Below are 24,115 nucleotides of genomic sequence, written 5' to 3'. Positions count from 1 at the left end.
CTGATTATCTCTGGAAGAGATGGAAGGTATCTCTACTTTCTGCCGTGGAGGGGGTTGGACCGGGCTCGGCGGCTTGCTTCTCTGGAGGGGTCACCCGTTCGAATGGAGTTGGTATGCCTGTCGTGTCCCTGGTTCGGAGCCGTCCACGCGCGGAGGTCGGGGCGTACACGCGCGCGTTCTGGGTCACGGCGGCGGCGTTCGCGGTCGTGATGGCGTTCGGGACCGCGCCGACCCCGCTGTGGCCACTGTTCGCGGCGCGGGACCGGCTCGGGCCGACGATGGTGACGGTGGCGTTCGCGGCGATCGTCGTCGGGACGGCCACCGGGTTCCTGCTGCTCGGGCATCTGTCGGACCGGCACGGGCGGCGGGTGGTGATCGTCCCGGCACTGCTGGTCACGACGGGGTCGGCGGTGCTGTTCGTGGTCTGGCACGGGCTGCCGGCGCTGATCGTCGCGCGGGCGCTGAACGGGGTCGGGACGGGCCTGATGGCGGCGACCGCGACGACCTATCTGTCCGATCTGTTCCATCGGGCGCATCCGGACCGTCCGCTGTCGCCGGTGCCGGGGGTCGTCGCGGCGTCGGCGAACCTGGGCGGGCTGGCGCTCGGGCCGCTGGTCGCCGGGGTGCTGGGCGCGTGGGCGCCGAGGCCGCTGGCCACGACGTTCGTGGTGTTCGCGGTGACGATGACGGCACTGGCGGTCGTCCTGCTGCTGGACGCGCCGGAGACGGTGACCGGGTCGGAGCGCACGCCGCGCCGGTTCGGGCTGCGGCCCGGGGCGGGGGCGGTGTTCGCGGGGGCCACGGGGATGGGTGCGTTCGCGTTCGCGGTGATGGGGTTCTTCTCGGCGCTGAGCGCGGTGATGCTGCGCGGCGAGCTCGGCGCGTCGTCGGTGTTCGCGGGCGGGATGCCCGGGTTCATCCTTTTCGCGGCGAGCGCGGTCGTGCAGCTCGCGGCGGGGGGCTGGTCGGAGACGCGGATGTCGGGGTTCGGCGTCGTGCTGTTCCCGGCGGGGCTCGCGCTGACCGTCCTGTCGCTGTACCGGCCGTCGCTCGCGGTGTTCCTGGTCGCGGCCGCGGTGACGGGGGCGGGCGCGGGGCTGCTGTTCAAGGCGGCGCTGGCCGAGGCGGCCGGGGCGGCCCGGCCGGAGTCGCGGGCGGGCGTCCTCGCGGTGTTCTTCGCCGTCGCCTATGTGGGGACGGGGCTTCCGTCGGTCGCGTTCACCGTGGCGCAGCGCAACTTCGGGTTCCACGCGTCGATGCTGTGGTTCGCCGTCCTGCTGTCGGTGGGCGCGGTCGCGGCCGTGGCGATCGCGCGACGCCGCTGAGGGGGCGGGCCCGTGCGGGCGGGCCCACCCCGGTTCATCAGGCGAGGGTGACGGTGACCGGCATCTCCTTGATGCCGTTCACGAAGTTGGACCGGACGCGCCGGACGTCGCCCGCGAGGCGGATGTCGGCGAGCCGCGGCAGCAGTTCCTCGAACATGACGCGCAGCTCCAGGCGGGCGAGCGCGTTGCCCAGGCAGAAGTGCGGGCTGCCCTTGCCGAAGGTGACGTGGTCGTTCGGCGTGCGGGTCACGTCGAAGACGTCGGGGTTCTCGAAGACGTCCTCGTCGCGGTTGCCGGAGGCGAACCAGAGGACGACCTTGTCGCCCTCGCGGATCGTCTTGTCGCGCAGCTCGACGTCGCGGGTGGCCGTCCGGCGGAAGTGGTACACCGGGGACGCCCAGCGCAGGAACTCCTCGACGGCCTGCTCCATGAGCGCCGGGTTCGCGCGGAGCCGGTCGGCCTGCTCGGGGTGGTCGATGAGGGCGCGCATCGTGTGGGTGATGGCGTGCCGGGTGGTCTCGTTGCCCGCGACGACCAGCAGCAGGAAGTAGTTGTCGAAGTCGTGCCCGGACAGCGGCTCGCCGTCCAGCGGGACCTCGTTGACCAGCTTCGACACCAGGTCCTCGCCGGCGCCGCCGCGGCGGCGCGCGGCCAGGTCGCGGCCGTACTCGAAGACCTCGAGGGCGGCGGGCGAGCGGAACGGCAGGTCCTTGTACTTCTCCGACTCGGCGCTGTGGATGACGACGTCGGCGTACTCGGGGTCCTGGTTGGCGATGATCCGGTTGCCCCACTCGATGAGCCGGGTGGTGTCGTCCTCCGGGACGTCCATCATGCGGGCGAGCACGTTGATCGGGAAGTCGGCGGCGACCTCCTTGACGAAGTCGAACGTGCCCTTGGCGAGCGCCCGGTCGAGGGTCTGGGCGGTGAGTCCGCGCAGGAACGTCTCGTACCCGGCGACGGCGCGCGGGGTGAACTGGCGCTGGAGGACGCGGCGCAGGGCGTGGTGGCGCGGCCCGTCGGTCTCCAGCAGCGAGCGGCGGATGCTCGCCTGCCGGTCGTCCACCTCCTCCAGGTTCACGAACTTCGTGGACGTGAAGGTCTCGGCGTCGCGGTCGACGCGGACGATGTCGGCGTGCTTGGTCAGCGACCAGAAGCCGCTGCCGCCGTCGTGCTCCGGCGTCCAGTGGACGGGGTCGGTGCGGCGCAGGTCGGCGAAGATCCGGTAGGGGGTCGCGCCGTCCAGGAAGAGGTCCGGGTCGGCGAGGTCCAGGGAGGTCGCGGTGCTCAAACGAGGCTCCTTACTAGAGGTGGTAGGCGTACTCGCGGAACTCCCAGTCGGTGACGTACCGCTGGAAGCGCTCCACCTCGTCGCGCTTGTAGGTCAGGAACGCCCGGACGAACTCCTCGCCGAGCACGGAGGTCAGGTCGGTGTCGGCCTCCAGCGCGTCCAGGGCGGCGGGGAGGTCGGCGGGCAGCAGCGGGGAGCGCTCGGCGTCGTAGCCGTACCCCTCCAGCGGCGCGGGGCAGTCGAGCTTGTCGCGGACGCCGAGGTGGACGGCGGCGACGAGCCCGGCGATGCCGAGGTAGGGGTTGGCGGTCGCGTCGCCGAGGCGGACCTCGATCCGGCTCGCGGCGCCGCGCTCCGGCGGGACGCGGACCATCGCGCTGCGGTTGTCCAGGCCCCAGTCGATCAGCCACGGCGCGAGGGTGTCCGGCCCGAACCGCTTGTAGGAGTTGATCGTCGGGTTGAACAGGGCGGCGAGCGCGGGCGCGTGGGCCAGGACGCCGGCGATGGCGTGCCGCGCGGTGTCGGAGAGGCCGTGCTCGCCGGTCTCGTCGGCGAAGACGTTGCGTCCGGCCTCGTCGCAGACCGACAGGTGGACGTGGAAGCCGGAGCCGCCCTCGTCGTTGAACGGCTTGGCCATGAACGTGGCGAGCCGTCCCTCGTGGCGGGCGATCTCCTTGACGGCGGACTTGAACCGGAAGGCGCGGTCGGCGGCGTCGAGGGCCTCGGAGTGGTTCAGGTTGATCTCGAACTGGCCGCCGGAGAACTCGTGGTTGCCCATGGTCACGCCGATCCCGAAGTCCCTCAGGTGGCGGAGCGTGGACAGCAGGTGGCCCTCGGGGTCGCCCTTGCGTCCGGCGACGTAGACGTTGCCGGGGGCGTCGCCGTAGCGGCGCCAGCCGGTGGGGCTCTGCGGGTCGGGCTCGCAGAGGAAGTACTCGAGCTCGGGGCCGGCGACGGCGGTGCGGCCGGTCGCGCCGAGGGCGGCGGTGACGCGGCGGAGCACCTCGCGCGGTCCCTCGGGACAGTGGTCCTCGCCCTCGGGCTCGTAGGCCTCGCCGAGGCAGTGCGCGACGCCCGGCTCCCAGGGGATCGGGGTGAGCGTCGCGAGGTCGGGGACGACCCGGATGTCGGGGAGCCCGGCGCCGAGTCCCTCGGGCACCGGGACGACGTCGCCCATCGGCGTGGTGTGGTAGACCGCCCGGCAGAACGCCAGGCCGTGCTCCATCACTCCGGGCAGCTGCTCGACCAGGACGTCCCGGGCGCGCTCGGTGCCGATGAGGTCGGGGTAGGCGACGCGGACGACGTCGATCCCGTCCGCGACGAGCCGTTCCACGACGGACGCGACGTCCAGGTCCGCGGCCGGGCCGGCGGCCGGGGCGGTGTCCGGGCCCGCGGCGGTGTGGTCACGGGCCGGGTCGAGTGGGTTGTTCACCGTCGAACACTCCCTCACCGGGGGGTCATTTGAGCCCAAACCATATGAGGCGAAGTAAGCGCTGACAAGACCTCCGGGCGACCGAAATCCGGTCCGGCCCCTGGTCATGTTCGAAGCCCGCCGATAACGTACGGACCCAAACGAACATCCGAAGGAGCAGCATGGACGTGCGAGGCTTCCTGCACCCCCGAACCGCGACGGGCCGGTCGTCGCTGATCCCGAGCCCGCCGTGGCACTACTCCGGCGACCTGCTCACGATCGAGTACCGGACGGACCCGGCGCGCGTGGCCGAGCTGCTGCCCGCGCCGCTGTCCCTCGCCGACGAGGACCCGGGCGCGGTCGCGCTCATCTGGGCGGACTGGCAGTCCTGCTCGTCCTCGGGCGAGGAGCTGCTCGACCCGGTGCGCTCGCAGTACAAGGAGTGCTTCGTCGTCGTCCGGTGCTCCTTCGAGGGACGGACCTACTCGCGCTGTGTCTACATCTGGGTCGACAAGGACTTCGCGATCGCGCGCGGCCTGCACCAGGGCTACCCGAAGAAGCTCGGCTCGATCCACCAGACCCGTCCGCACCCGTTCGGCGGGGCCGCGCCGCGCATCGCCGAGGGCGGACGGTTCGGCGCGACGCTCGCCGCCGCCGACCGGCGCCTGGCCGAGGCCGTGGTGACGCTGCGCGGGCCGTCCGAGACGAACGGGTTCGTCAACGGCCACCCCATGGCCCACCACCGGTACCTGCCGAGCATCGAGCCCGGCGGCGCGCCCGCGCTGGACGAGCTGATCGAGTCCGGCGCGTCCTCGTTCGAGGCGGGCCCGGCGTGGCGCGGCGACGCCGAGCTGCGGCTGTTCGACGCCCCGACCGAGGAGCTCGCGTCCCTGGAAGTGGACGAGATCATCGGCGCCTACTACCGGCAGGTCGGCGTCGTCTGGAACGGCGGGCGCAAGCTCGCCTGACGGTCTGAGCGGAAGCGGCGTGCCAGGGAACTCCCCCGGCACGCCGCTTCGGCGTTATGCGCGTCAGCCGCGGCCGATGCGCTCGTAGACCTCCGGGCGCCGCGCCCGCAGGACGAGCGCGAACCCGACGCCGACCAGCCCGAAGACGAAGATCAGGCCGGGCAGGACCCAGACCAGCGGGGAGTTCTTGTCCGCGCCGAGCAGGGCGTCGAAGTTGCGCAGGCAGACGACGAACAGCGCGGCCAGCCCGAGCCCGGCCAGGGTCGGCGCGATCATGCGGTTCCAGAGGTTCTCGTTCCGCGCGTCCTTGAGGAAGTACGCGACGACGGCGGCCGAGGTCAGCGCGAGCAGCAGCATCACGCCGAGCGCGCCGAGGTTGGTGAACCAGTTGAACAGCGTGAGCACCGGGTCCTTGCCGGAGATCGCGAACGCGACGACCACGGCGATCGCCAGGACCGTCTGCGTCGCCGAGCCGATGTGCGGCGACTGGTGCTTGGCGTGCGTCCGGGCGAGCGGGGCGGGGAGCACGCCGTCGCGTCCGAGCGAGAAGAAGTAGCGCGCGACCGCGTTGTGGAACGACAGCAGCGCCGCGAACAGGCTCGTGACCAGGAAGAACTGGGCGACGTCCGAGAACGTCCTGTTCACGTGCTCGGTCGCCAGGCCCCAGACCATCCCGGGGCCCTCCTTGCCGGACCGGTCGATGATCTGGCTCGGGCCCGCGCCGATCGTCATGGCCCAGGCGGTGAACGCGTAGAACCCGGCGATGATCGCGACGGCGATGTAGGTCGCGCGGGCGACCGTCCGGCGCGGGTCGCGGCACTCCTCGCTGTAGATCGCGGCGGCCTCGAAGCCCATGAAGCTGGCCATCGCGGCGACCATGGCCGCGCCGGTCGCGCCCGTCTGGACGGCGTCCCAGCCGAGCGGCTGCGCGGTCACGCCGTCCGGCGCGTCCCCGAACTGGGCGAGGTCGAACACCAGGACGGTCAGGAACTCGATCCCGAGCAGGACGCCGAGGACCCGGGCGTTCAGGTCGATCCGGCGGAACCCGAGGACGGCCACGACCGCGACCCCGGCGAGCGCGACAACCCACCACGGGAGGTCCCAGCCGAGCTTGCTCTTGAGCAGGTCGGCCGTGGTGAAGCCGAAGATGCCGTACAGGCCGACCTGCATGGTGTTGTAGGACAGCAGCGCGATGAACGCCGTCCCGACCCCGGCCACGCGCCCGAGGCCGTGGGTGACGTAGGCGTAGAAGGCCCCGGCGTTGGCGATCGAGCGGCTCATCGCGGCGTATCCGCCGGTGAAGACGATGAGCAGGGCTCCGAGCACCACGTAGAGGGCCGGGATGCCGAGCGTCCGCGACACCGCGAACGAGGTGGGCATGCCGCCCGCCGCGACGGTCAGGGGCGCGGACGCGGCGACGACGAAGAACACGATGCCAGGCACGCCGATGCGGCGTCCGGGCTGGTCGGCGGGAGCGGACAAGGGGGATGCGACATCTGAGATCGCCATCAACGGCTCCAGGCTGGGCGCGGGTGAGTGCGGGGGTGGGTGCGCGCGGGAGGATCGCCCGGGGAGTTCGTCGGGGGCAGGGCGCGGATCGCCCGCCACTGCCCGATATGCAGGGCGGATGGGTCGTTCGACCCCGCACGACTTCCGGGTTGCAGGGATCGTACGGATTCAAACGAGCTCCGACAAGAGTAGGTTTCTCGGGAGCCGACGACGGATGGAGAGCGCGTGACCGGGCACCACACCCTCGGCGAGACCGAGCAGGCCATCCAGCGGCGGCTGGGCGACGTCCCCATCCGGCACGACGCGATGATGGCGGTCTCCAACATCTACCGGGCCGCCACCGCCATCCGGCAGCACGTGGAGGGCTCGGTCCTGCGCCGCGCCGACCTCACCTGGACGGCCTTCGTCGTCCTGTGGGTGGTGTGGATCTGGGAGGAGATGGAGACCCGCCACGTCGCCGAGGAGGCGGGCATCTCCAAGGGCACCCTCACCGGCGTCGTCCGGACGCTGGAGGGCCGCGGCCTGCTGGAACGCCACCAGCACGCCACCGACGGGCGCCTGGTCCTGCTGCGGCTCACGCCGGAGGGCGGGACGCTGATGTGCGACCTGTTCCCGGCGTTCAACGCCGAGGAGACCTTCGTCGCCGCGCCCCTCTCCCCCGACGAGAGCAACACCCTCGCCCACTCGCTGCGCGCCATCGTCGAGCACCTGGAGGCGGACGGCGACCACCGCCGCCAGTCCCTCCTCGGGGACTCCCCGCCCCCGCCCCGCCGCTCCGGCCGCCGACCCCGCCTCTGACCCGGCTCGCTACCCGAGGGGAAGGCGCGCCAGGGAGCCGATCTCCAGGGCCGCCCAGAGCGCCTGGTCCGGCCCGAGGACCAGGCCGTGCGGCTCGCTCTTCGGCGTCGGAAGGTCGTGACCGGTGACGGTTCCGTCCCCGGTGATGCTTCCGAGACGGTTCCCCGCCCATTCGGTGAACCACGGAACACCGTCGCCGTCCACGGTGACGGCATGCGGACGGGAGGCACGGTCGGGCAGCGCGAACTCGGTGACCCGGCCGTCGAGATCGATGCGCCCGATCTGACCCGCGCCGATCTCCACGAACCAGAGGCAGTCGTCGCCCGCGGCGATTCCGACCGGCGCGGCGCCCTCGGTGGGCAGGTCGTACAGGGTGGTCTCGCCGCCGGTCGTGATGCGCCCGATCGCGTTGGCCTGGTTCATGGTGAACCAGAGCGCGCCGTCCGGGCCCGCCGTGATCGCGGACGGGAACGCGCCCCTGACCGGCAGCGGGAACTCGGTCACGGCGCCGTCCACGGTGATGCGGCCGATGCCGTCCGTGGCGGTCTCGGTGAACCACAGGGCGCCGTCCGGGCCGGTGACGATGCCGAACGGCCTGGCCTCGGCGGTCGGCAGCGGGAACTCCGTGACGTCGCCGTCGGTGGTGATACGGCCGATGCGGTTCGCGCGGTACTCGGTGAACCAGAGCGCGCCGTCGGGGCCGGGCGTGATGATCGTCGGGCCGCTGCCCGGTGCCACGGCGAATCTCCGGGGTTCCTCCCCGGGGACGAGGCGGCCGATCGCGGCGGCCTCGACCAGGGTGAACCACAGGGCGCCGTCCGGGCCCGTGGTGATCGCGTAGGGGCCGTCCTCGGGGCCCGCCACGGTGTGTTCCTCAATGGCTGCGCGGGTCATGTGCGTCCCTTCGTCGGGGTCGGTCGTCTGGAGGAAGGCCGGGCGGTCGCGGCGCCACTCGGGGACGTCCAGAGCGTTGAGCGCGGCGACGAGGCGCCTCTCCTCGTAGGTGAAGTGGGTCTCCATGAGCGCGGCCAGGCCGTCCAGCTCGCTCCGGACCCTGGCCGGGTCGCTCTCGGGCGACAGGCCGTCCACGAGGGCCTGGAGGCCGCGGAGGGAGTCCTCGATGACGCGGTGGTCCGCCGACAGTTCCTCAAGGACCGGACGCAGTTCCGGGAACTGTTCGGCGAGAACGTGGAAGGCGTTTCCGTCCTCGCCTTGGTGATGGCGGTTCAGGGCCGAGCAGAACGTCAGGCAGTGGGCTCTGAGTTCGCGTGGGCGGGCTCCGCCGGAAAGGCTCCGCTCGACGTCCTCGCGGAGGACGCCGAGTTCTTCGCGGAGCCAGAGGTGTACTTCGATGAGCTGGTTTCCGAACGCCGTGAGGCGCTCAAAGGATGAAGGCAAGCTTGTCCCTTGTCACCGCGCCTCCATGCCCGCGACGTTCTCCTCGCCGGGTGCACGCGACGCTGGACCAGGGATATACCGGCGCTCCGGAAAGGGGGTCAACCGAATAACTCAGACCGTGGCGGCGAAGGCGTCCATGAGCTGCTTGCGGTAGCGCGGGATCGCGCCCGGGAGGCCGAGCAGGACGACGCCGACGAGCTCGCCGTCCCGGTGGTAGCCGACGGCGCACTCGCCGGACGGGTCGCCCTCCAGGACGCGGATGTCGTCGTCGCCCAGCGCGGGCGCGCCGAACGACTGGATCCGCAGCTCGTACTGGTCGCTCCAGAAGGACGGCAGGGGCGCGAACGGCGGCGCGTCGACGCCGAGCAGCGTCCGGGCGGCCTTGCGCGCGGTGTCGGTCGGGATCGACCAGTGCTCGACGCGGCGGCACACGCCGTCGTAGCGCGGGTTGGGGAAGCGCGCGACGTCGCCGACCGCCACGACGTCCGGGCGGCCCTCCACGCGCAGGTCCGCGTCGCACAGGACGCCGTCGGAGAGGTCGAGGCCGTTGCCGTCCAGCCAGGACACGCACGGGGTCGAGCCGACGGCCTCGATGATGACGTCCGCCGGGAGGGCCGTGCCGTCCGACAGCAGGACGTCGCCGGCGTCGGAGGTGCCGAACGAGGTGACCGTGCGCCCGAGGAGGAAGCGGACGCCCTGGTCCTCGTGGCGGCGGCGCAGCTCGGCGCCGAGGTCGGCGCCGAGCGGGCTCGCCAGGGGCTCGGATGTCGCGCAGACGACCGTGACCTCCGCGCCGAGCTTGCGGGCCGTCGCGGCGACCTCGCAGCCGACGAAGCCCGCGCCGATCACGACGACGCGGGCCCCCGGCACGAGGACGGCGCGGAGCCGGGTCGCGTCGTCCAGGGTGCGGACGACGTGCCGCCGGTCCTCCAGGCCGGGCTGGGGCAGGCGGCGGGCCCGCAGGCCCGTCGCCACGACCAGCCCGTCGTAGGCGAGGGACGAGCCGTCCAGGAGGGTGAGGGTCCGGGCGTCCAGGTCGGACGACACGACGGGCACGCCGAGCCGCCAGTCCACGTCCCCGACCGAGGCGCGCATCCGGAACGCGACCGCCTCGTGGGTGACCTCGGAGGCGAGCACCTCCTTGGACAGCGGCGGACGGTTGTAGGGACGATGCGGCTCGTCCCCCACCACGGTCAGCCCGCCGGTGTACCCGGCCGCGCGCAACTGCTCGGCCGCGCGCAGCCCGCCCATGGACGCGCCGACCACCACGATCCGCCGCATGCTCATCCCTTCCTCGCCTAACTCCGGGAGGTCCCGGTCAGCCCTCGATGGTGATGGCCTGGAGCGGGCACACGTCGGCGGCCTCCTCGACGGCGTCGCGCAGCGACTCGTCGGCGGTCTCCTCGTACTCCAGGTGGCCCTCGTCGTTCAGGCGGAAGACGTCGGGGGCGGAGAAGACGCACTGGCCGTGGTCCTGGCAGCGGTCCATGTCGACGATGATCTTCATGGGGTGGGTTCCTCTCGAACAGGCAAGGGGGTCAGCGGCGCGGGGCGCGGACGCCCCGGAACTCCCAGTCGCCGCCGAAGGCGGTGGAGACGACCTCTTCGGACTCGGTCGGCTGGGCTCCGCAGTCGTCCCGGACCGGCACCGGGCCGGTGACGATGTGGTTGCGGAGGCGGCCCAGGCCCTCGGCCTCGACCTCGACGACGTCGCCGGGCGACACCGGGCGCGAGTTGGCCGGGGTGCCCGACAGCAGGACGTCGCCGGGGACGAGGGTGATCGTCCGGGCGATGTCGGCGACGAGGTAGTGCATGTCCCACTGCATCTCGTCGGTCGAGCCGTCCTGGACGAGCTCGCCGTTGACGTAGGTGCGCAGGTACTTGCCGTGGAAGTCCCAGCCGGTGACGAGGCCGGGGCCGAGCGGGCAGAGCGTGTCGGAGCCCTTGACGCGCAGCATCGAGCCCGCGTCGGTGTCGCGGAAGTCGTGCAGGCCGTAGTCGTTGGCGACGGTGTAGCCCGCGATGTAGTCGCCCGCCTCGGACGGCGCGATGTTGCGCGCGGTGCGGCCGATGACGATGGCGATCTCGCCCTCGTAGTTGAGGTACTTGCAGCCCTCGGGGCGGACGATCGCGCCGCCGTGCGAGTTCAGCGCCGAGGTCGGCTTGTGGAAGTAGGTCGGCGCGGGCGGCAGCGAGGTCTGGAACTCCTCGACCCGGCTGCGGTGGTTGAGGTGCACCGCGACGATCTTGGACGGCTCGACCGGCGGCAGGTGCCGCGCGTCCTCGACGCCGACCCGGCGGCCGTCGGCCGCGACGAGCTCGTCACCGTCGCGCACGACGCGGGTGACCGCGCCGTCCAGCAGGATCCGGCGGTATTCCACGGTCATCGGGTCGTCCATCCGTTCTCGGGCCGGTCGAACCAGAGGTGCACCTGGCCCGTGCCGACGCTGTTCTCGTACTCGCCGTAGAGGCGGCCGGGGGCGACGCAGTCCCGCTCGCCCAGCGCGCCGATCATCATGAGGTAGTGCCCGAACCGCGCCTCGGGCTTGTGCTTGAGGAACTCGGGCATCGTGTCCAGGACGCGGGCGTGGTCGCCCTTCCCGAACCACTCGATGCGCTCCTCGTCCGCGCGCCGGGCCTCCTGGGTGCGGATGTGCGCGGGGTCGGCGGACTCGTGGTCGCGGATCTCGCGCAGCGGCCAGAAGGTGTGCGACAGCGCGCCGGACGCGATCAGCAGGACGCGCCGGTCGGTGTCGGCGATCCCGGCGGCGAGGGCACGGCCGAGCCGCAGGCTGTCCTCGACGTCGGCGGTCTGGCAGACGCCGATCGAGATCCACTTCTTGCCGGCACGGTCCAGGTACGGCTCGTCCCGGACGCCGAGGTACTCCCACAGGTTGACCGTGGCGTACTGGATCGGCAGGTAGGGGTCGTCGACCGGGGTGATCCACGTGCCCTGGGCCCCGGCGTGCGCGGCGATGGCGTGCGCGAGCTCGGGGTCGCCGGGGATGTCGTAGGGCATCCGGCACATGCCGCGCGGCAGTTCGTCGGACGTGTAGAGCCCGGCGCGCCGGTCGTGCGAGGTGACGACGAACTCGACGGTCGTCGCCCAGTGCGAGTCGAGGACGACGACGGTGTCGTAGTCGTCCCGGTCGAAGACCTCCGCGCGCAGCGCCTGGAGGCCGGAGACCAGGGTGGAGTCCTCGCCGCCGTTGAGCTCGCGGCGGGTGACCTCGGGCAGGACGATGGTGGGGACGTGCGCGAGCAGTCCCGCTCCGACTACTTCTCCCATGGGGCCGTCACCGTGTTCTTCAGATCGCAGTAGAAGTCGAAGGACCAGTCGCCGCCCTCGCGGCCGACGCCCGACTGCCGGGAGCCGCCGAAGGGGGCGCGCAGGTCGCGGACGAAGAAGCAGTTCACCCAGACGGTCCCGGCCACCAGCCGGGACGTGACGCGCTCGGCGCGCTCGGGCGAGCCGGTCGCGAGGGTCGCGGCGAGACCGAACCTCGTCTCGTTGGCCATCGCGACGGCCTGCTCTTCGGTGTCGAAGGTCTGGAGGGTCAGGACGGGCCCGAAGACCTCCTCCGACGCGATCTCCGTGCCGGGCGTCCCGAACAGCGTCGGCCGGTAGAACAGGCCGCCGAGGTCGTCGTTCGGGCCGCCGCCGAGGAGCGTGGTCGCGCCGTCCGCCTTGGCCCGCTGGACGAAGCCGTCCACGCGCTCGAAGTGCCTGCGGTGGACCTGCGGGCCGATGTCGGTGGTCTCGTCGCGCGGGTCGCCCTGCTTGAGCCTGGACGCCTTCTCGACGAACCGCGCCGTGAACTCGTCCGCGACGGACGACTCGACGAGCAGCCGCGTCGCGGCGAGGCAGACCTGCCCGGCGTTGTCGTACTGCTCGACGGCGAGGTCGACGGCGAGGTCGAGGTCGGCGTCGGCGAAGACGATCAGCGGGGACTTGCCGCCCAGCTCCAGCGAGAGCGGGGTGAGGTTCGGCCCGGCCGCGGCGGCGATCGTCCGCGCGGTCGGGACGGACCCGGTGAAGCTGATCCGGCGGACGTCGGGGTGCGCGGTCAGCGGGCCGCCGACCTGCGCGCCGTAGCCCTGGACGACGTTGAACACGCCGGCCGGGAGCCCGGCCTCGGCGGTGATGTCGGCCAGCAGGGACGCGGTCAGCGGCGTCCACTCGGCGGGCTTCAGCACGACCGTGTTGCCCGCGGCGAGCGCCGGGGCGATCTTCCACGTGGCGAGCATCAGCGGCGCGTTCCAGGGGGTGATCAGCGCGCTGACGCCGGCCGGGTCCCAGGAGACGTGGTTGGTGTGGCCGCGGGTCTCGAAGTCCTCGTGGCCGAGGTTCAGCAGCCAGTCGGCGAAGAACCGGAAGTTGTGCGCGACGCGCGGCATGACCCCGCGCCGGTGGGACCGGATCAGGGCGCCGTTGTCGTGGGTCTCGACCTGCGCGAGGTCCTCGATCCGCTTCTCCACGCCGTCGGCGATGGCGTGCAGCAGGCGGGCGCGCTCCTCGCGGGACGTGCGCGCCCAGGCGGGGAACGCCTTGCGCGCGGCGTCGACGGCGGCCTCGGCCTCGCGGGCGCCGCCCGAGGCGATCTCCGCGAGCGGACGCTCGTCGATCGGCGAGACGTCGGTGAACGTCTCCGCCGACGGGACGCGCTCACCACCGATCCAGTGACCGGTGTCGACGGTGACACCCGCGATCGTTGCCACGCGGCACCTCCAGGTTGTTTGATTCCAAACAAGTTTCCGGACGGGAGTGACTCGGGTCAACCCCCACCTCTAACATTCGGGACCAAATGACATCCCCCGGACCCCGAGGAGGGACCGTGCCCGAGGTCTCCCACGCCGAGTGGCTCGACCGGGCCGCCCGGCTCGTCCCGGCGACCGCCCACCGCATCGACGGCGCGGACCACGCACCGTCCACCGACGACGGCTTCGACCTGGTCTCCCCTCGGGACGGGAAGGTGCTCGCGCGCGTCCCGTCCGCCGGGAAGGCCGAGGTGGACGCCGCCGTCGCCGCCGCCCGCCGCGCGTTCGACGAGGGCCCGTGGCCCCGCCTGTCCCCCGGCGAGCGCAAGGCCGCCCTGCTGCGCTGGGCCGACCTGGTCGAACGCGACCGGACCGAGCTCGCCCTGCTGATCTCGCTGGAGATGGGCAAGCCGATCGCCGAGGCCGACGGCATCGAGCTCCGCGCCGTGATCAACGGCCTGCGCTGGTACGCCGAGATCGCCGACAAGGGCCTGGACGAGGCGCCGCGCACCGCCGCCGGGTCGCTGGCGCTCGTCACCCGCGAGCCCGCCGGGGTCGTCGCCGCCGTCGTCCCGTGGAACTTCCCGCTCACGATGGCCGTCTGGAAGCTCGCGCCCGCGCTCGCGGCGGGCTGCACGGCCGTGCTGAAGCCCGCCGAGGAGTCGCCGCTGTCCGCGCTGCGCCTCGCCGCCCTCGCCGACGAGGCGGGACTGCCCCCGGGCGTCCTCAACGTCGTCAACGGGCCGGGCGAGGTCACCGGCCGCGCCCTCGGCGAGCACCCCGGCGTGGACGTCCTGGCGTTCACCGGGTCCACCGAGGTCGGACGGCACTTCCTGCGCTACGCGGCCGACTCCAACCTCAAGCGGGTCTGGCTGGAGCTGGGCGGCAAGTCCCCCAACATCATCCTCCCGGACGCCCCCGACCTGGACGCCGCCGCCGACACCGCCGCCTGGGGGATCTTCTTCAACGCCGGGGAGATGTGCACCGCGCCGTCCCGGCTGCTGGTCCACCGCGACGTCGCGGGCCGCGTCGTCGAGCGGATCGTCGCGCGGGCGGCCGCGCTGCGCGTCGGCGACCCGCTCGACCCGGCCACCGAGATGGGGCCGCTCGTGTCGTCCCGGCACCGCGACCGCGTCCTGTCCTACGCCGACGCCGGACGCGCCGACGGCGCCACGCTGCTGGCCGGGGGCTCGGCGATCGACCGCCCCGGGCACTTCGTCGAGCCGACGGTGTTCGGCGACGTCACGCCGTCCATGCGGATCGCCCGCGAGGAGATCTTCGGCCCGCTCCTGTCCGTGCTGACCTTCGCCGACGCCGACGAGGCCGTGCGCCTGGCCAACGACTCCGACTTCGGCCTCGCCGCCGCCGTCTGGACGTCCGACCTGTCCTCCGCGCACCGGATCTCGCGCGCGCTCCGCGCCGGGACGGTCTGGGTCAACTGCTACGAGGAGGGCGACTACAGCGTCCCGTTCGGCGGCGTGAAGCTGTCCGGCCACGGGCGCGACAAGTCCCTGCACGCGCTCGACAAGTACACCGACCTCAAGACCACCTGGATCGAGCTGTGAGCAGAGACCTCCGGCCGCTCATCGCGCTGCCCTGCCGGTTCTCCGAGTCGGCCTCGGCGCTCCGCTACCGGGCCGAGGTGACCGCGCGGGCGCTCGCCGAGGCCGTCTGGCGCGGCGGCGGCGAGCCGTTCATGATGCACCCGGCCGCGCCGGACGACGTCGCGTCCCGGCTGGCGCGCTGCGACGGCGTCCTGCTGCCGGGCGGCGGCGACCTGCACCCGCGCCACTACGGGATCACCGACGAGCACGAGACCCTCTACGACGTGGACGGCGACCAGGACGCCTTCGACCTCGCCGTCGCCCGCCACGCCCTCGGCGCCGGGCTCCCGCTGCTCGCGGTCTGCCGCGGCCTCCAGGTCGTGAACGCCGTCCTCGGCGGGACGCTCCGCCAGCACATGGAGCCCGACCACCGGCACCACGTCCACCCGGTGGCCGTGACGCCCGACACGCTGCTCGCCAAGATCACCGGCGGCGCGGAGCTCACCGCGTCCTGCTACCACCACCAGGCCGCCGAGACCCTCGGGACGGGCCTGACCCCGGTCGCCCGCGCGGCGGACGGCACGGTCGAGGCCGTCGAGCTGGACGACCCGCGCGGCTGGTTCCTCGGCGTCCAGTGGCATCCCGAGGACACCGCCGCGTCCGACCCCGCCCAGCAGGCCGTCTTCACCGAGCTGGTCGAGGCGTCCCGCCCCCTGTAGACGCCGTTCCCTGGCGTCGGCACCGGATGCCGACGCCAGGCGGGCTGTCAGGTGGGCGCTTGTCAGGCGGTGGCGACCTGGACGGCCGCCGGGGCCGGGGCCGGGACGACCTCGACGTCCGCGACCTCGTCGGCCGGGGACCCGGCCGTCGCGACCTGGGTGAAGAAGGCGTCGAGAAGACCGTCCATCAGGGCGGCCGTCCCCTCGACCCGGGTGGCGAGCTCGGCGCGGATGGCCTCCGGGTCGTGACCGGCGGCGCGCAGGACGGCCGTGCCGCCGTCGGCGAGCCACTTGTCGAACAGCGCCGGGTTGATCTCGGGGTGGAACTGCACGCCCATCGACCGGCCGAGGACGAAGGCCTGCGGCGCGGAGCCCGTGCGCGCGACCGTCCGCGCGCCGGGGGGCGCGATCCAGCGGTCGTCGTGGAACTGGAACCACGGACCGGACGGGACGAGCCCGGGGTCGTCGGTCTCGACCTCGACGAACCCGTGCTCGGAGTACGCGGCGCGCTCCGTCCGGCCGCCGAGCGCGGTCGCGATGAGCTGCCCGCCGAAGCAGATCCCGAACACCGGGACGCCCGCGGCGTGCGCCCGGCGGAGCAGCGCGAGCTCCGGCTCGATCACCGGCGCGATCTCCGGGTCGTGCGCGGTCCAGACGGAGCCGAGCGGCACGACCAGGTCGAAGCCGAGCGGATCGGGCAGCACCGCGCCGGCCCCGGTCACCACGTGGACCTCATGCTCCCAGCCGCGCTCGGTGAGCGCGGCCTGGAGGCCGTTGACGGGGCCGGGGGCGGGGGAGTCATGCTGGATGATCAGGGCTCGCATGCACATATCGTACGACCCCGAACAAAATCCCTACCAGGACATCTTGGACAGACCCATACCAGGACATCCCGGATCCCCTTCGCCCGGCCCCCGGGGTTGCGCTCCGCGTGGTTTGCAGTAAACATTTACTTCATGACCGACAGCCGGACCACACTGCTGGACGCCGCGGCCGAGGAGTTCGCCCGCCACGGCTTCAAGGGCGCCCGCGTCCAGGAGATCGTCCGGCGTGCCGGGGTGAACGAGCGCATGATCTACCACCACTTCGGCAACAAGGAGGGCCTCTACCGGGCCACGATCCTGGAACTGCGCCGCCGCACCGGCGAACTCTGGACGCCCGTCCTCGCCGAGGCCGCCGCGATGGACCCCGTCCCGGGCGTCCGGCGCGCCCTCCAGGGCCTGTTCGACACGCTCGACACCGTCCCGCAGATGATCGCCCTGATGCTGCACGAGTGGCTGTCGGGGGAATGGCGCTCGTCCATGCCCGGCCCGGACGAGCTCCCCGCCGAGCTGCGCGCCCTGCATGAGCGCGGCCAGGCGGCCGGCGACTTCGCCCCGGACGTCCCGTTCGAGGTCTCCTACGCGGCGATCATGGGAATCGTCATCTCCACCACCGTCTTCGTCGGGCGGTTCGCCGAGTTCAACCCCGACGTCGTCCCCGCCGACCGCGCCCGGCAGCGCGAGGTCGCGATCGACCAGCTGCTCTACGGCATGTCCGCCCGAAGGTCCTGACCCTCGTCCGTCCCGGCCGGGACTCCCCCGCCCCGGCCTCTCCCGAGCGTCCCCTGAGTCCAGCCCGCCCCCCGTCCCCGCACCGTCGTATCCGTCGCGCAGTAAATGTTTACTGCACTCTCGCGAACCGGGAGAGACCGGCCATGACCGAGACCGCCTTGAGCCCCCCGCCCGAACGGCGGGGCCTGTCCCCCGCGCTGCTGCGGCTGGCGGGCGTGATCACGCTCGCGTCGCTGATGATGCAGCTCGACATGACGATGACCGGCGTCGCGACCAGGACGCTGCTGCACCGCTTCGGCACCACCCTCGGCACCGTCCAGTGGGTCACCACGGGCTACCTCCTCGCGATGGCCGTGGTCGTCCCGGTCGCGGGCTGGGGCATGGAGCGGTTCGGGGCGCGCGCCGTCTGGCTGACCTCGCTCGTGGTGTTCCTCATCGGGTCGGTGGCCTGCGGGTCGGCCTGGTCGATCGGCTCACTGATCGCGTTCCGGGTCGTCCAGGGGCTCGGCGGCGGGCTGATCCTGCCGCTCGCCCACGCGATCGCCGCCCGCGAGGCCGGGTCCGAGCGGCTCGGGAGGATGACCGCCGCGATCGCCGTCCCGTCCCTGCTCGGGCCCGTCCTCGGCCCGGTGCTGGGCGGCTGGATCGTCGACGACCTGGACTGGCGGTGGATCTTCTTCGTGAACGTCCCGGTCTGCCTCGTCGCGCTCGTCCTGTCCGCCCGCGCCGTCCCGGCGGACCGGGGCGACGCCCGGGCGCCCCTGGACGTCCTCGGCCTCGTCCTGCTCGCCGGGGGATGCGCGGCCCTGGTCTTCGGCTGCGCCGAGGGCGGACGCCTCGGATCGGTGACCGGCCCCCGCGTCCTCACCTCCCTGGCGGCCGGGGCGGCCCTGCTGGCCGCCTACCTCGCGCACGCCCTGCGCGGACGGACCGTCCCGATCATCGACCCGCGCCTGTTCCGGTCCGGCGCGTTCGCCGGGCCGGCCGCCGGGATCCTGCTGGCCACCGTCCTGATGTTCGGCGCGCTCGGCCTCCTGCCGCTCTACTTCCAGCAGGCGCGCGGCGAGGACGCCCTGCACACCGGCCTGCTGGTGATCCCGTTCGGCGCCGGCATGGGCGTGGCCCTCGCCGCGTGCGGGCTGCTCGCCGACCGCGTCCCGCCCCGGCCGCTGGGCGTCGCCGGGGCCGTCCTCACCGGAGCCGGAGGGCTCCTGCTCACCCGCCTGGACGCCGCCACCGGCACGGTCACGATCGGCGTCGCGCAGGCCCTCTACGGGGCGGGCGTCGGCGCGCTCCTCGTGACCATCCTCACGGCGGGGATGCGGGGCGTCGCACCGGAGGCCATCCCGCGCGCGTCCACGGCCCTGCGGATCCTGCAGCAGCTCGGCGGGGCGTTCGGCAGCGCGCTCCTGTTCGTCGTCCTCCAGCGGCGTGAGCTTCACCACCCCGGCGCGGACGCCTTCGGCCACACGTTCCGGTGGGTCGTCGCGTTCTCGGGCCTGACCCTCGTGGCCGCGCTGTTCCTGCCGTCCCGGAGGCGCTGAGGCTCCGGCGCGCGCCGATTCCCGGATGTGAGCAGGGACCTGTTCCCGTCCGGGAAGAGGCGGCGGCGGGCGCGGGTTGCCACTGAGCATGAGTCTTCCGTTCTCCGTGCTCGATCTCGCGCCCGTCGCGTCCGGTTCGACGTCCGCGCAGGCGCTCCGCAACACCCTCGACCTGGCCCGGCACGCCGAGGGCCTCGGCTTCCACCGGTACTGGCTCGCCGAGCACCACCGGATGCCGGGCATCGCGTCCTCGGCGACCGCGGTGCTGATCGGGCAGGTCGCGGCGGCGACGGAGCGGATGCGGATCGGATCCGGCGGGATCATGCTCCCCAACCACGCGCCGATGGTGGTCGCGGAGCAGTTCGGCACGCTCGCGGCCCTGTTCCCGGACCGGATCGACCTCGGCCTCGGCCGGGCGCCCGGCACCGACCAGGAGACCGCGCGGGCGCTGCGCCGCACCCCCGGGCCGCTCTCGGTGGACGACTTCCCCGAGCAGCTCCACGAGCTGCGCGGCTACTTCGCGGACGGCGGGACGATCACCCCGGCGGCGGGCAACCGCCCGCCGTTCTGGCTGCTCGGCTCCAGCGGCTACAGCGCGCGCCTCGCCGGGCTGCTCGGCCTCCCGTTCGCGTTCGCGCACCACTTCAGCGCCGAGAACACGCTGCCCGCGCTCGCCCTGTACCGCGAGTCCTTCCGTCCCTCGCCGGACGGCCTGGACGAGCCGCACGCGATGATCGCCGTGTCCGTCACCGCCGCCGAGGACGACGCGACCGCCGAGCGCCTGGCCCGTCCGCAGGCCCTGTCGTTCCTGCGCCTGCGGCAGGGCCGCCCGGGTCTGCTGCCCTCCCTGGAGGAGGCCGAGACGTACCCGTACACGCCCTTCGACCGGGAGGCCATCGCCGCCCGGCAGGACGCGCAGGTCGTCGGCGGCCCGGACACCGTCCGGCGGAAGATGGACGCGCTGATCGCGTCCACCGCCGCCGACGAGGTCATGGTGACCACGATGGTTCCCGGCCACGCGGACCGGCTCCGCTCCTACGAGATCCTCGCCGGCCTCTACGAGCTGCCGGGCACGGCGGAGCGGGAGGCCGACCCTGCCCTCCGCCGCTGACGGCGGAGGGCAGGGCGGCCTTGCCGGGCGGCCTTGCCGGGCGGCCCTGCCGGGCGGCCCGTCTCACTCGGCGGGCCGCGCCTCCGGCGTCCCGGAGGAGGCGGCCGACCCGACGGGCGGCGCGTCCTCCTCGAGGGACAGGACGGCGTTCGGGCACATCCGGACGGCCGCCCGGACGTTCGCCCGCTGCTCCTCGGCCGGCCGGTCGGTCAGGAGGACGACCGTGCCGTCCTCGTCGGACTGGTCGAACACGTCCGGGGCGTGCAGGACGCACTGCCCCGCCCCGAGGCAGCGGTCGTGGTCGGCGATGACGCGCATGACGCTCACTCCTCCCAGGCCACCGGAAGCCGGTGCACCCCGTAGATGGCCATGTCGTGCCGCATCGGCACCTCGTCCGCCGGGACGGCCAGGCGCAGCCCCGGCAGTCCCTCGAAGAGCCTGGTGAACGCGATCCGCATCTCGACCCGCGCGAGCTGCTGGCCCAGGCACTGGTGGATGCCGTGCCCGAACGCGACGTGCTGCGACGGCGGCCTCGTCACGTCCAGCTCGTCCGGACGGTCGAAGTGCGCGGGGTCGCGGTTGGCGGCGGGCAGCGACAGCACCAGGGTCTCGCCCCGGCGCACGCGCCGCCCGTGGACGTCGGCGTCCTCCAGCGCCACCCGGGTCGTCCCGAACTGGATGATCGTCAGGTAGCGCAGCAGTTCCTCGACCGCGCGGTCGGCGATGCCGGGGTCGGCGCGGAAGGCCGCGAGCTGGTCCGGGTGGTTGAGGAAGGTGAGCGTGCCGAGGGACAGCATGTTCGCGGTCGTCTCGTGCCCCGCGATCAGCAGCAGCCGCCCGATCCCGCCGAGCTCGGCGTCGGTCAGGTCGTTGTCGCCCCTGATCAGGACGCCGAGGAGCCCGTCGTCCGGGTCCCGGCGCTTGGCGTCGACGAGCTCGCGCATGTAGCCGGTCAACGCGTCGCGGGCCGCGAACACCTCCTCGTCGGTCGTGGTGAGGCTGAGCGCCGTCGCCGCCCACGCGTGGAAGCGGGCGCGGTCCTCGTACGGGACGCCCAGCAGCTCGCAGATCACCAGGGACGGGATCGGCAGCGTGAACGCGGGCACCAGGTCGGCGGGCGGGCCCGCGGCGCGCAGCGCGTCCAGGTGCTCGTCGACGATCCCCTCGATGCGCGGCGCGAGCGCCTGCATCCGGCGGGTGGTGAAGTACGGCGTGAGCAGCCGCCGCAGGCGGGTGTGGTCGGGCGGGTCCATGGTGAGGAGCAGGCCGGGGCGGTCCTCGGGCTTGAAGGTGACCCGCCGGACGGGCGAGGACGCGGTGATCCGGTCGGCGCTGAACCGGTTGTCGGCGAGGATCGCGCGGACGTCCTCGTGCCGGGTGAGCAGCCAGCCCTCGGCGCCGTCGGGGAAGGCCAGCCGGGAGATCGGCGTCTCCTCGCGGAGCAGGCCCAGCGCGGGCGGCGGGTCGAGCGGGTCGTCGCGCCGCAGGGGCAGAGCAGGTGCTCCGGCAGGTGTCGCGGACGGTACGGGCGCTGCGGTGGCGGGGGGCATCGGAGCGGAGGCGGGGGGCAGTGGAGCGCGCATGGGAGGTTCCCTTCCTCGGTGGGTCGCGCTATGCCGCCACGCCCCGGCGGGACGGATGCGGGCGGCCCGCCGGAAGGGAGCGGCCTCACTACCGAAAATAGAACTGTTTCGTTCTATGTGCCAGGGGGCCGCGCGTTCGGGACGTCCAGAAGGGGCCCGAGGATGCCGTCCACAAAGCGATCGACAAGCTCCTGACCTGGTGATTCATCCTTAACAAGGGCATGACTGAGGATGACCGCGAAAGGCAGATCGACGAGCAGGGCGGCGTCCAGCCGGTCCGGGATCTCGCCGCGCCGCAGCGCCCGGTCGAACGCCGACTCGATGGACCGCCGCACCGGCGCCGCCAGCCGCTCCCGCCGCAGCCGGGCCAGCTCGGGGTCCCGGCGGCTGCCCTCCAGCACCGCGATGAGCAGCCCCCGGTCGAGCCCCGACCAGCCCGCGATGTAGGCGGTCAGCAGCCCCCGGACGTCCTCGACGAACGACCCGGCGTCCTCCTCCCCCACCTCCGGCCGGTAGCGCTCCATCGCCGCCACCACCAGATGCGCCTTGGACGGCCACCGCTGGTACAGCGTCGCCTTCCCGGCCCGCGCCCGCCGGGCCACCAGGTCGAAGGTCAGCCGCTCGTACCCGACCTCGGCGAGGACCTCCAGGACGGCGTCGAACAGCTCAGCCCGCCGCTCCGGGCGGCTGAGCGGCACCTTCCGCAGCCCGCCCCCCGCCCGGGAACCGTCCGCCGCCCGAGACTCACCCGCGACGCGCCGCCCGTCCACCGCGCCCTTCCCGTCGACAGCGCCTTTCCCATCGACAGCGGCCTTCCCGTCGACAGCGCCCTTTCCGTCGTCCGCGCCCTTCCCGTCGTCCGTGGCCTTCCCGTCGTCCGCCCGCTTCGCGCTCTCCGGCAGTTCCCGCGCCGCTGATTCGTCTCGCACGCCGTCCGTCCTCCCGCACCCGGATCCCTGGGTGCTCAGCACGGTAGGCCCCATCCCGCCGCTCGGCAGCCCCCCGCGCCACGACACGTCCCCATCAGGACACGCGCCGCGGACTCCCCGCGTCGGCTCAGGGCGCCGCGCGCCGGACGTAGCGCCGGCTGCGGCCGTCCGGATCGGGGCGCAGGGCGGGCAGTTCGCGTGCCAGGACGTCCGCGACGCGCGCGCAGAACGCCTCGGGCTCGTCCGCGGCGTCCGGCTCCTCGGGGACGATCGCGTCGACGATCCCGTCCTCGTACAGGTCGGTCGCGCGGATCCGCTGCGCCGCGGCCATCTCGGGCGCGCGGTCCGGCGTCCGGTGGACGATCCCGGACGCGCCCTCCGGCGGCAGCGGCGCGAGCCACGCGTGCCGCGCCGCGAGGACGCGGTCGGCGGGCAGCAGGGCCAGCGCCGCGCCACCGCTCCCCTCGCCCAGCAGCAGGCACAGCGTCGCCGCCCGCAGGGTGATCAGGTCGGCGAGGCAGCGCGCGATCTCGCCCGCCAGCCCGCGCTCCTCGGCCTCCGGCGACAGGGCCGCGCCGGGCGTGTCCACGACGGTCAGCAGCGGCAGGCCGAGCTCGGCGGCGAGGCGCATGCCGCGCCGCGCGACGCGCAGCCCGGCGGGCCCGATCGGCCGTCCGACGCGCTGCGCCGCCCGGTCCTGCCCGATCACCACGCAGGACGCGTCGCCGAACCGCGCGAGCGCGAGCAGCAGCCCCGGATCCGCCTCGCCGTCGCCCGTCCCGGACAGCGGCGTGACCCCGGACGCCCCGAACCGCAGCAGCTCGCGCACCCCCGGACGCTCCACGCGCCGCGACCGCTCCACCGACTCCCACGCCGGAACGTCCGGCAACCCCGCGCCCGCCCCCGCAGCACGGACGCCCGGAGCAGCGCCACCACCTCGAGCCGGAACGCCCGGGACGCCCAGAACGCCCGGGACGGCGCACAGCACGTCCAGCGCCTGCGCGGCGACGTCCGGAAGGTCGTCGACGCCGACGACGGCGTCCAGGAGTCCCTTGGCGGCGAGGTTCTCGGCCACCTGCACCCCGGCCGGGAAGGGCTCGCCGTGCAGCGTCTCGTACACGCGCGGCCCGAGGAAACCGATCAGCGCGCCGGGCTCGGCCGCCGTGACATGCCCCAGCGACCCCCACGAAGCGAGAACGCCTCCGGTCGTGGGATGCCGCAGGTAGACGAGGTAGGGCAGCCTCGCGGCCCGGTGCGCCATGACGGCAGCGGCGATCCGGGCCATCTGGACGAACGCGATGGTCCCCTCCTGCATGCGCGTCCCCCCGGACGACGGCGCCGCGAGCAGCGGCAGCCCTTCCGCGGTCGCGCGCTCGACGGCCGAGACGATCCGGTCGGCCGTGGCGACGCCGATCGATCCCGCGAGGAACGCGAACTCGGACACGACCACGGCCACGCGCCGTCCCCGGAGAAGCCCTGACCCGGTCAGGACGGCCTCGTCGCGTCCGCTGCGCTCGCGCGCCCGCGCGAGGTCGGCCTCATAGCGCGGGCTCAGCGCCGCATAGGTGGGCGGGGCGTCCCAGGACTCGAAGCTGCCCGGATCCAGAACCCGGTCCAGCAACCCGGCGGCGTCCGGCCGCTCCAGCGACGCGCTCATGCCTCGCAGGCTAACCTCCG

22 protein-coding genes are annotated in these 24,115 nt (G+C 73.4%); 8 read left to right on the top strand and 14 right to left on the bottom strand.

The annotated features are described in order from the left end of the window. The first annotated feature begins 113 nt into the window (after nt 1–113). The gene (locus tag EBO15_RS08410; protein ID WP_122193759.1) at nt 114–1,325 is read left to right on the top strand and encodes an MFS transporter; all 1,212 of its coding nucleotides are present in this window, start codon (nt 114–116) and stop codon (nt 1,323–1,325) included. A 37-nt stretch (nt 1,326–1,362) separates the two neighbouring features. Here EBO15_RS08410 and EBO15_RS08405 read toward each other — a convergent pair whose 3' ends face one another. Further along, a complete protein-coding gene (locus EBO15_RS08405; RefSeq protein ID WP_122193758.1) occupies nt 1,363–2,613 on the bottom strand; it encodes a cytochrome P450 in 1,251 nt (416 codons plus the stop codon). A 13-nt stretch (nt 2,614–2,626) separates the two neighbouring features. Next, a complete protein-coding gene (locus tag EBO15_RS08400) occupies nt 2,627–4,045 on the bottom strand; it encodes a glutamine synthetase family protein (protein WP_233616053.1) in 1,419 nt (472 codons plus the stop codon). Between the two features lie 161 nt (nt 4,046–4,206). Here EBO15_RS08400 and EBO15_RS08395 point away from each other — a divergent pair, with 161 nt between their 5' ends. Then, nucleotides 4,207–4,992 carry an acetoacetate decarboxylase family protein gene (locus EBO15_RS08395; RefSeq protein ID WP_122193756.1) on the top strand — a complete coding sequence of 262 codons (786 nt, stop codon included), beginning with the start codon at nt 4,207–4,209 and terminating at the stop codon, nt 4,990–4,992. A gap of 63 nt (nt 4,993–5,055) precedes the next feature. On the opposite strand, the gene EBO15_RS08390 is transcribed toward EBO15_RS08395, so the two are convergent. Next, entirely contained in the window at nt 5,056–6,501 is a 1,446-nt protein-coding gene (locus EBO15_RS08390) for an APC family permease (protein ID WP_122193755.1), read from the bottom strand. Between the two features lie 225 nt (nt 6,502–6,726). Here EBO15_RS08390 and EBO15_RS08385 point away from each other — a divergent pair, with 225 nt between their 5' ends. Continuing rightward, the gene (locus tag EBO15_RS08385) at nt 6,727–7,299 is read left to right on the top strand and encodes a MarR family winged helix-turn-helix transcriptional regulator (RefSeq protein ID WP_199744407.1); all 573 of its coding nucleotides are present in this window, start codon (nt 6,727–6,729) and stop codon (nt 7,297–7,299) included. 9 nt (nt 7,300–7,308) lie between these two features. On the opposite strand, the gene EBO15_RS47020 is transcribed toward EBO15_RS08385, so the two are convergent. The 6 genes from EBO15_RS47020 to EBO15_RS08355 form a co-directional block, all read right to left on the bottom strand. Continuing rightward, nucleotides 7,309–8,697, bottom strand: coding sequence for a virginiamycin B lyase family protein (locus EBO15_RS47020; RefSeq protein WP_122193754.1), 1,389 nt, complete (start codon nt 8,695–8,697; stop codon nt 7,309–7,311). Nucleotides 8,698–8,808: 111 nt separating this feature from the next. Next, entirely contained in the window at nt 8,809–9,984 is a 1,176-nt protein-coding gene (locus EBO15_RS08375; RefSeq protein ID WP_122193753.1) for an NAD(P)/FAD-dependent oxidoreductase, read from the bottom strand. 31 nt (nt 9,985–10,015) lie between these two features. Continuing rightward, a complete protein-coding gene (locus tag EBO15_RS08370; protein WP_026416192.1) occupies nt 10,016–10,204 on the bottom strand; it encodes a ferredoxin in 189 nt (62 codons plus the stop codon). 31 nt (nt 10,205–10,235) lie between these two features. Further along, nucleotides 10,236–11,084 (bottom strand): fumarylacetoacetate hydrolase family protein, encoded by an 849-nt coding sequence (locus tag EBO15_RS08365; protein ID WP_122193816.1) that lies wholly within the window; start codon nt 11,082–11,084, stop codon nt 10,236–10,238. After that, a complete protein-coding gene (locus EBO15_RS08360; protein ID WP_122193752.1) occupies nt 11,081–11,986 on the bottom strand; it encodes a DODA-type extradiol aromatic ring-opening family dioxygenase in 906 nt (301 codons plus the stop codon). Before EBO15_RS08360 ends, EBO15_RS08365 begins: the two co-directional genes overlap by 4 nt. Continuing rightward, nucleotides 11,974–13,416 (bottom strand): aldehyde dehydrogenase, encoded by a 1,443-nt coding sequence (locus EBO15_RS08355; RefSeq protein WP_122193751.1) that lies wholly within the window; start codon nt 13,414–13,416, stop codon nt 11,974–11,976. The genes EBO15_RS08360 and EBO15_RS08355 overlap by 13 nt, the downstream gene beginning before the upstream one ends. A 116-nt stretch (nt 13,417–13,532) precedes the next feature. On the opposite strand from EBO15_RS08355, the gene EBO15_RS08350 reads away from it, so the two are divergent. Together EBO15_RS08350 and EBO15_RS08345 are read left to right on the top strand one after the other, a co-directional pair. After that, nucleotides 13,533–15,020 carry an aldehyde dehydrogenase family protein gene (locus tag EBO15_RS08350; protein ID WP_122193750.1) on the top strand — a complete coding sequence of 496 codons (1,488 nt, stop codon included), beginning with the start codon at nt 13,533–13,535 and terminating at the stop codon, nt 15,018–15,020. Then, complete coding sequence (locus EBO15_RS08345) at nt 15,017–15,718, top strand: gamma-glutamyl-gamma-aminobutyrate hydrolase family protein (RefSeq protein ID WP_122193749.1); 702 nt, start codon at nt 15,017–15,019, stop codon at nt 15,716–15,718. Before EBO15_RS08350 ends, EBO15_RS08345 begins: the two co-directional genes overlap by 4 nt. Nucleotides 15,719–15,780: 62 nt before the next feature. Here the strand turns inward: EBO15_RS08345 and EBO15_RS08340 are convergent, their stop codons facing one another. Further along, nucleotides 15,781–16,542, bottom strand: a complete 762-nt coding sequence (locus EBO15_RS08340) for a type 1 glutamine amidotransferase (RefSeq protein WP_122193815.1) — start codon at nt 16,540–16,542, stop codon at nt 15,781–15,783. A gap of 132 nt (nt 16,543–16,674) precedes the next feature. On the opposite strand from EBO15_RS08340, the gene EBO15_RS08335 reads away from it, so the two are divergent. From EBO15_RS08335 to EBO15_RS08325, 3 genes are all read left to right on the top strand, one after another. Further along, nucleotides 16,675–17,271, top strand: coding sequence for a TetR/AcrR family transcriptional regulator (locus EBO15_RS08335; RefSeq protein ID WP_158628162.1), 597 nt, complete (start codon nt 16,675–16,677; stop codon nt 17,269–17,271). 143 nt (nt 17,272–17,414) lie between these two features. Next, a complete protein-coding gene (locus tag EBO15_RS08330; protein ID WP_122193748.1) occupies nt 17,415–18,815 on the top strand; it encodes a DHA2 family efflux MFS transporter permease subunit in 1,401 nt (466 codons plus the stop codon). Between the two features lie 88 nt (nt 18,816–18,903). Next, nucleotides 18,904–19,926 carry an LLM class flavin-dependent oxidoreductase gene (locus EBO15_RS08325; protein ID WP_122193747.1) on the top strand — a complete coding sequence of 341 codons (1,023 nt, stop codon included), beginning with the start codon at nt 18,904–18,906 and terminating at the stop codon, nt 19,924–19,926. A gap of 63 nt (nt 19,927–19,989) precedes the next feature. Here the strand turns inward: EBO15_RS08325 and EBO15_RS08320 are convergent, their stop codons facing one another. The 4 genes from EBO15_RS08320 to EBO15_RS08305 form a co-directional block, all read right to left on the bottom strand. Continuing rightward, complete coding sequence (locus tag EBO15_RS08320) at nt 19,990–20,244, bottom strand: ferredoxin (RefSeq protein WP_122193746.1); 255 nt, start codon at nt 20,242–20,244, stop codon at nt 19,990–19,992. Between the two features lie 5 nt (nt 20,245–20,249). Further along, entirely contained in the window at nt 20,250–21,509 is a 1,260-nt protein-coding gene (locus EBO15_RS08315; protein WP_233616052.1) for a cytochrome P450, read from the bottom strand. 113 nt (nt 21,510–21,622) lie between these two features. Next, nucleotides 21,623–22,438, bottom strand: a complete 816-nt coding sequence (locus tag EBO15_RS08310; protein ID WP_147481424.1) for a TetR/AcrR family transcriptional regulator — start codon at nt 22,436–22,438, stop codon at nt 21,623–21,625. Nucleotides 22,439–22,565: 127 nt separating this feature from the next. Beyond that, nucleotides 22,566–24,095, bottom strand: a complete 1,530-nt coding sequence (locus EBO15_RS08305; protein ID WP_122193744.1) for a carboxyl transferase domain-containing protein — start codon at nt 24,093–24,095, stop codon at nt 22,566–22,568. Nucleotides 24,096–24,115 lie beyond the last annotated feature (20 nt).

The sequence above is a fragment of the Actinomadura harenae genome (assembly GCF_003696215.1).
In the GTDB taxonomy this organism is placed as follows: Bacteria; Actinomycetota; Actinomycetes; order Streptosporangiales; family Streptosporangiaceae; genus Spirillospora; species Spirillospora harenae.
Note: the sequence above shows the minus strand (reverse complement) of the source record. Positions and strands in the feature narration are given on the sequence as shown.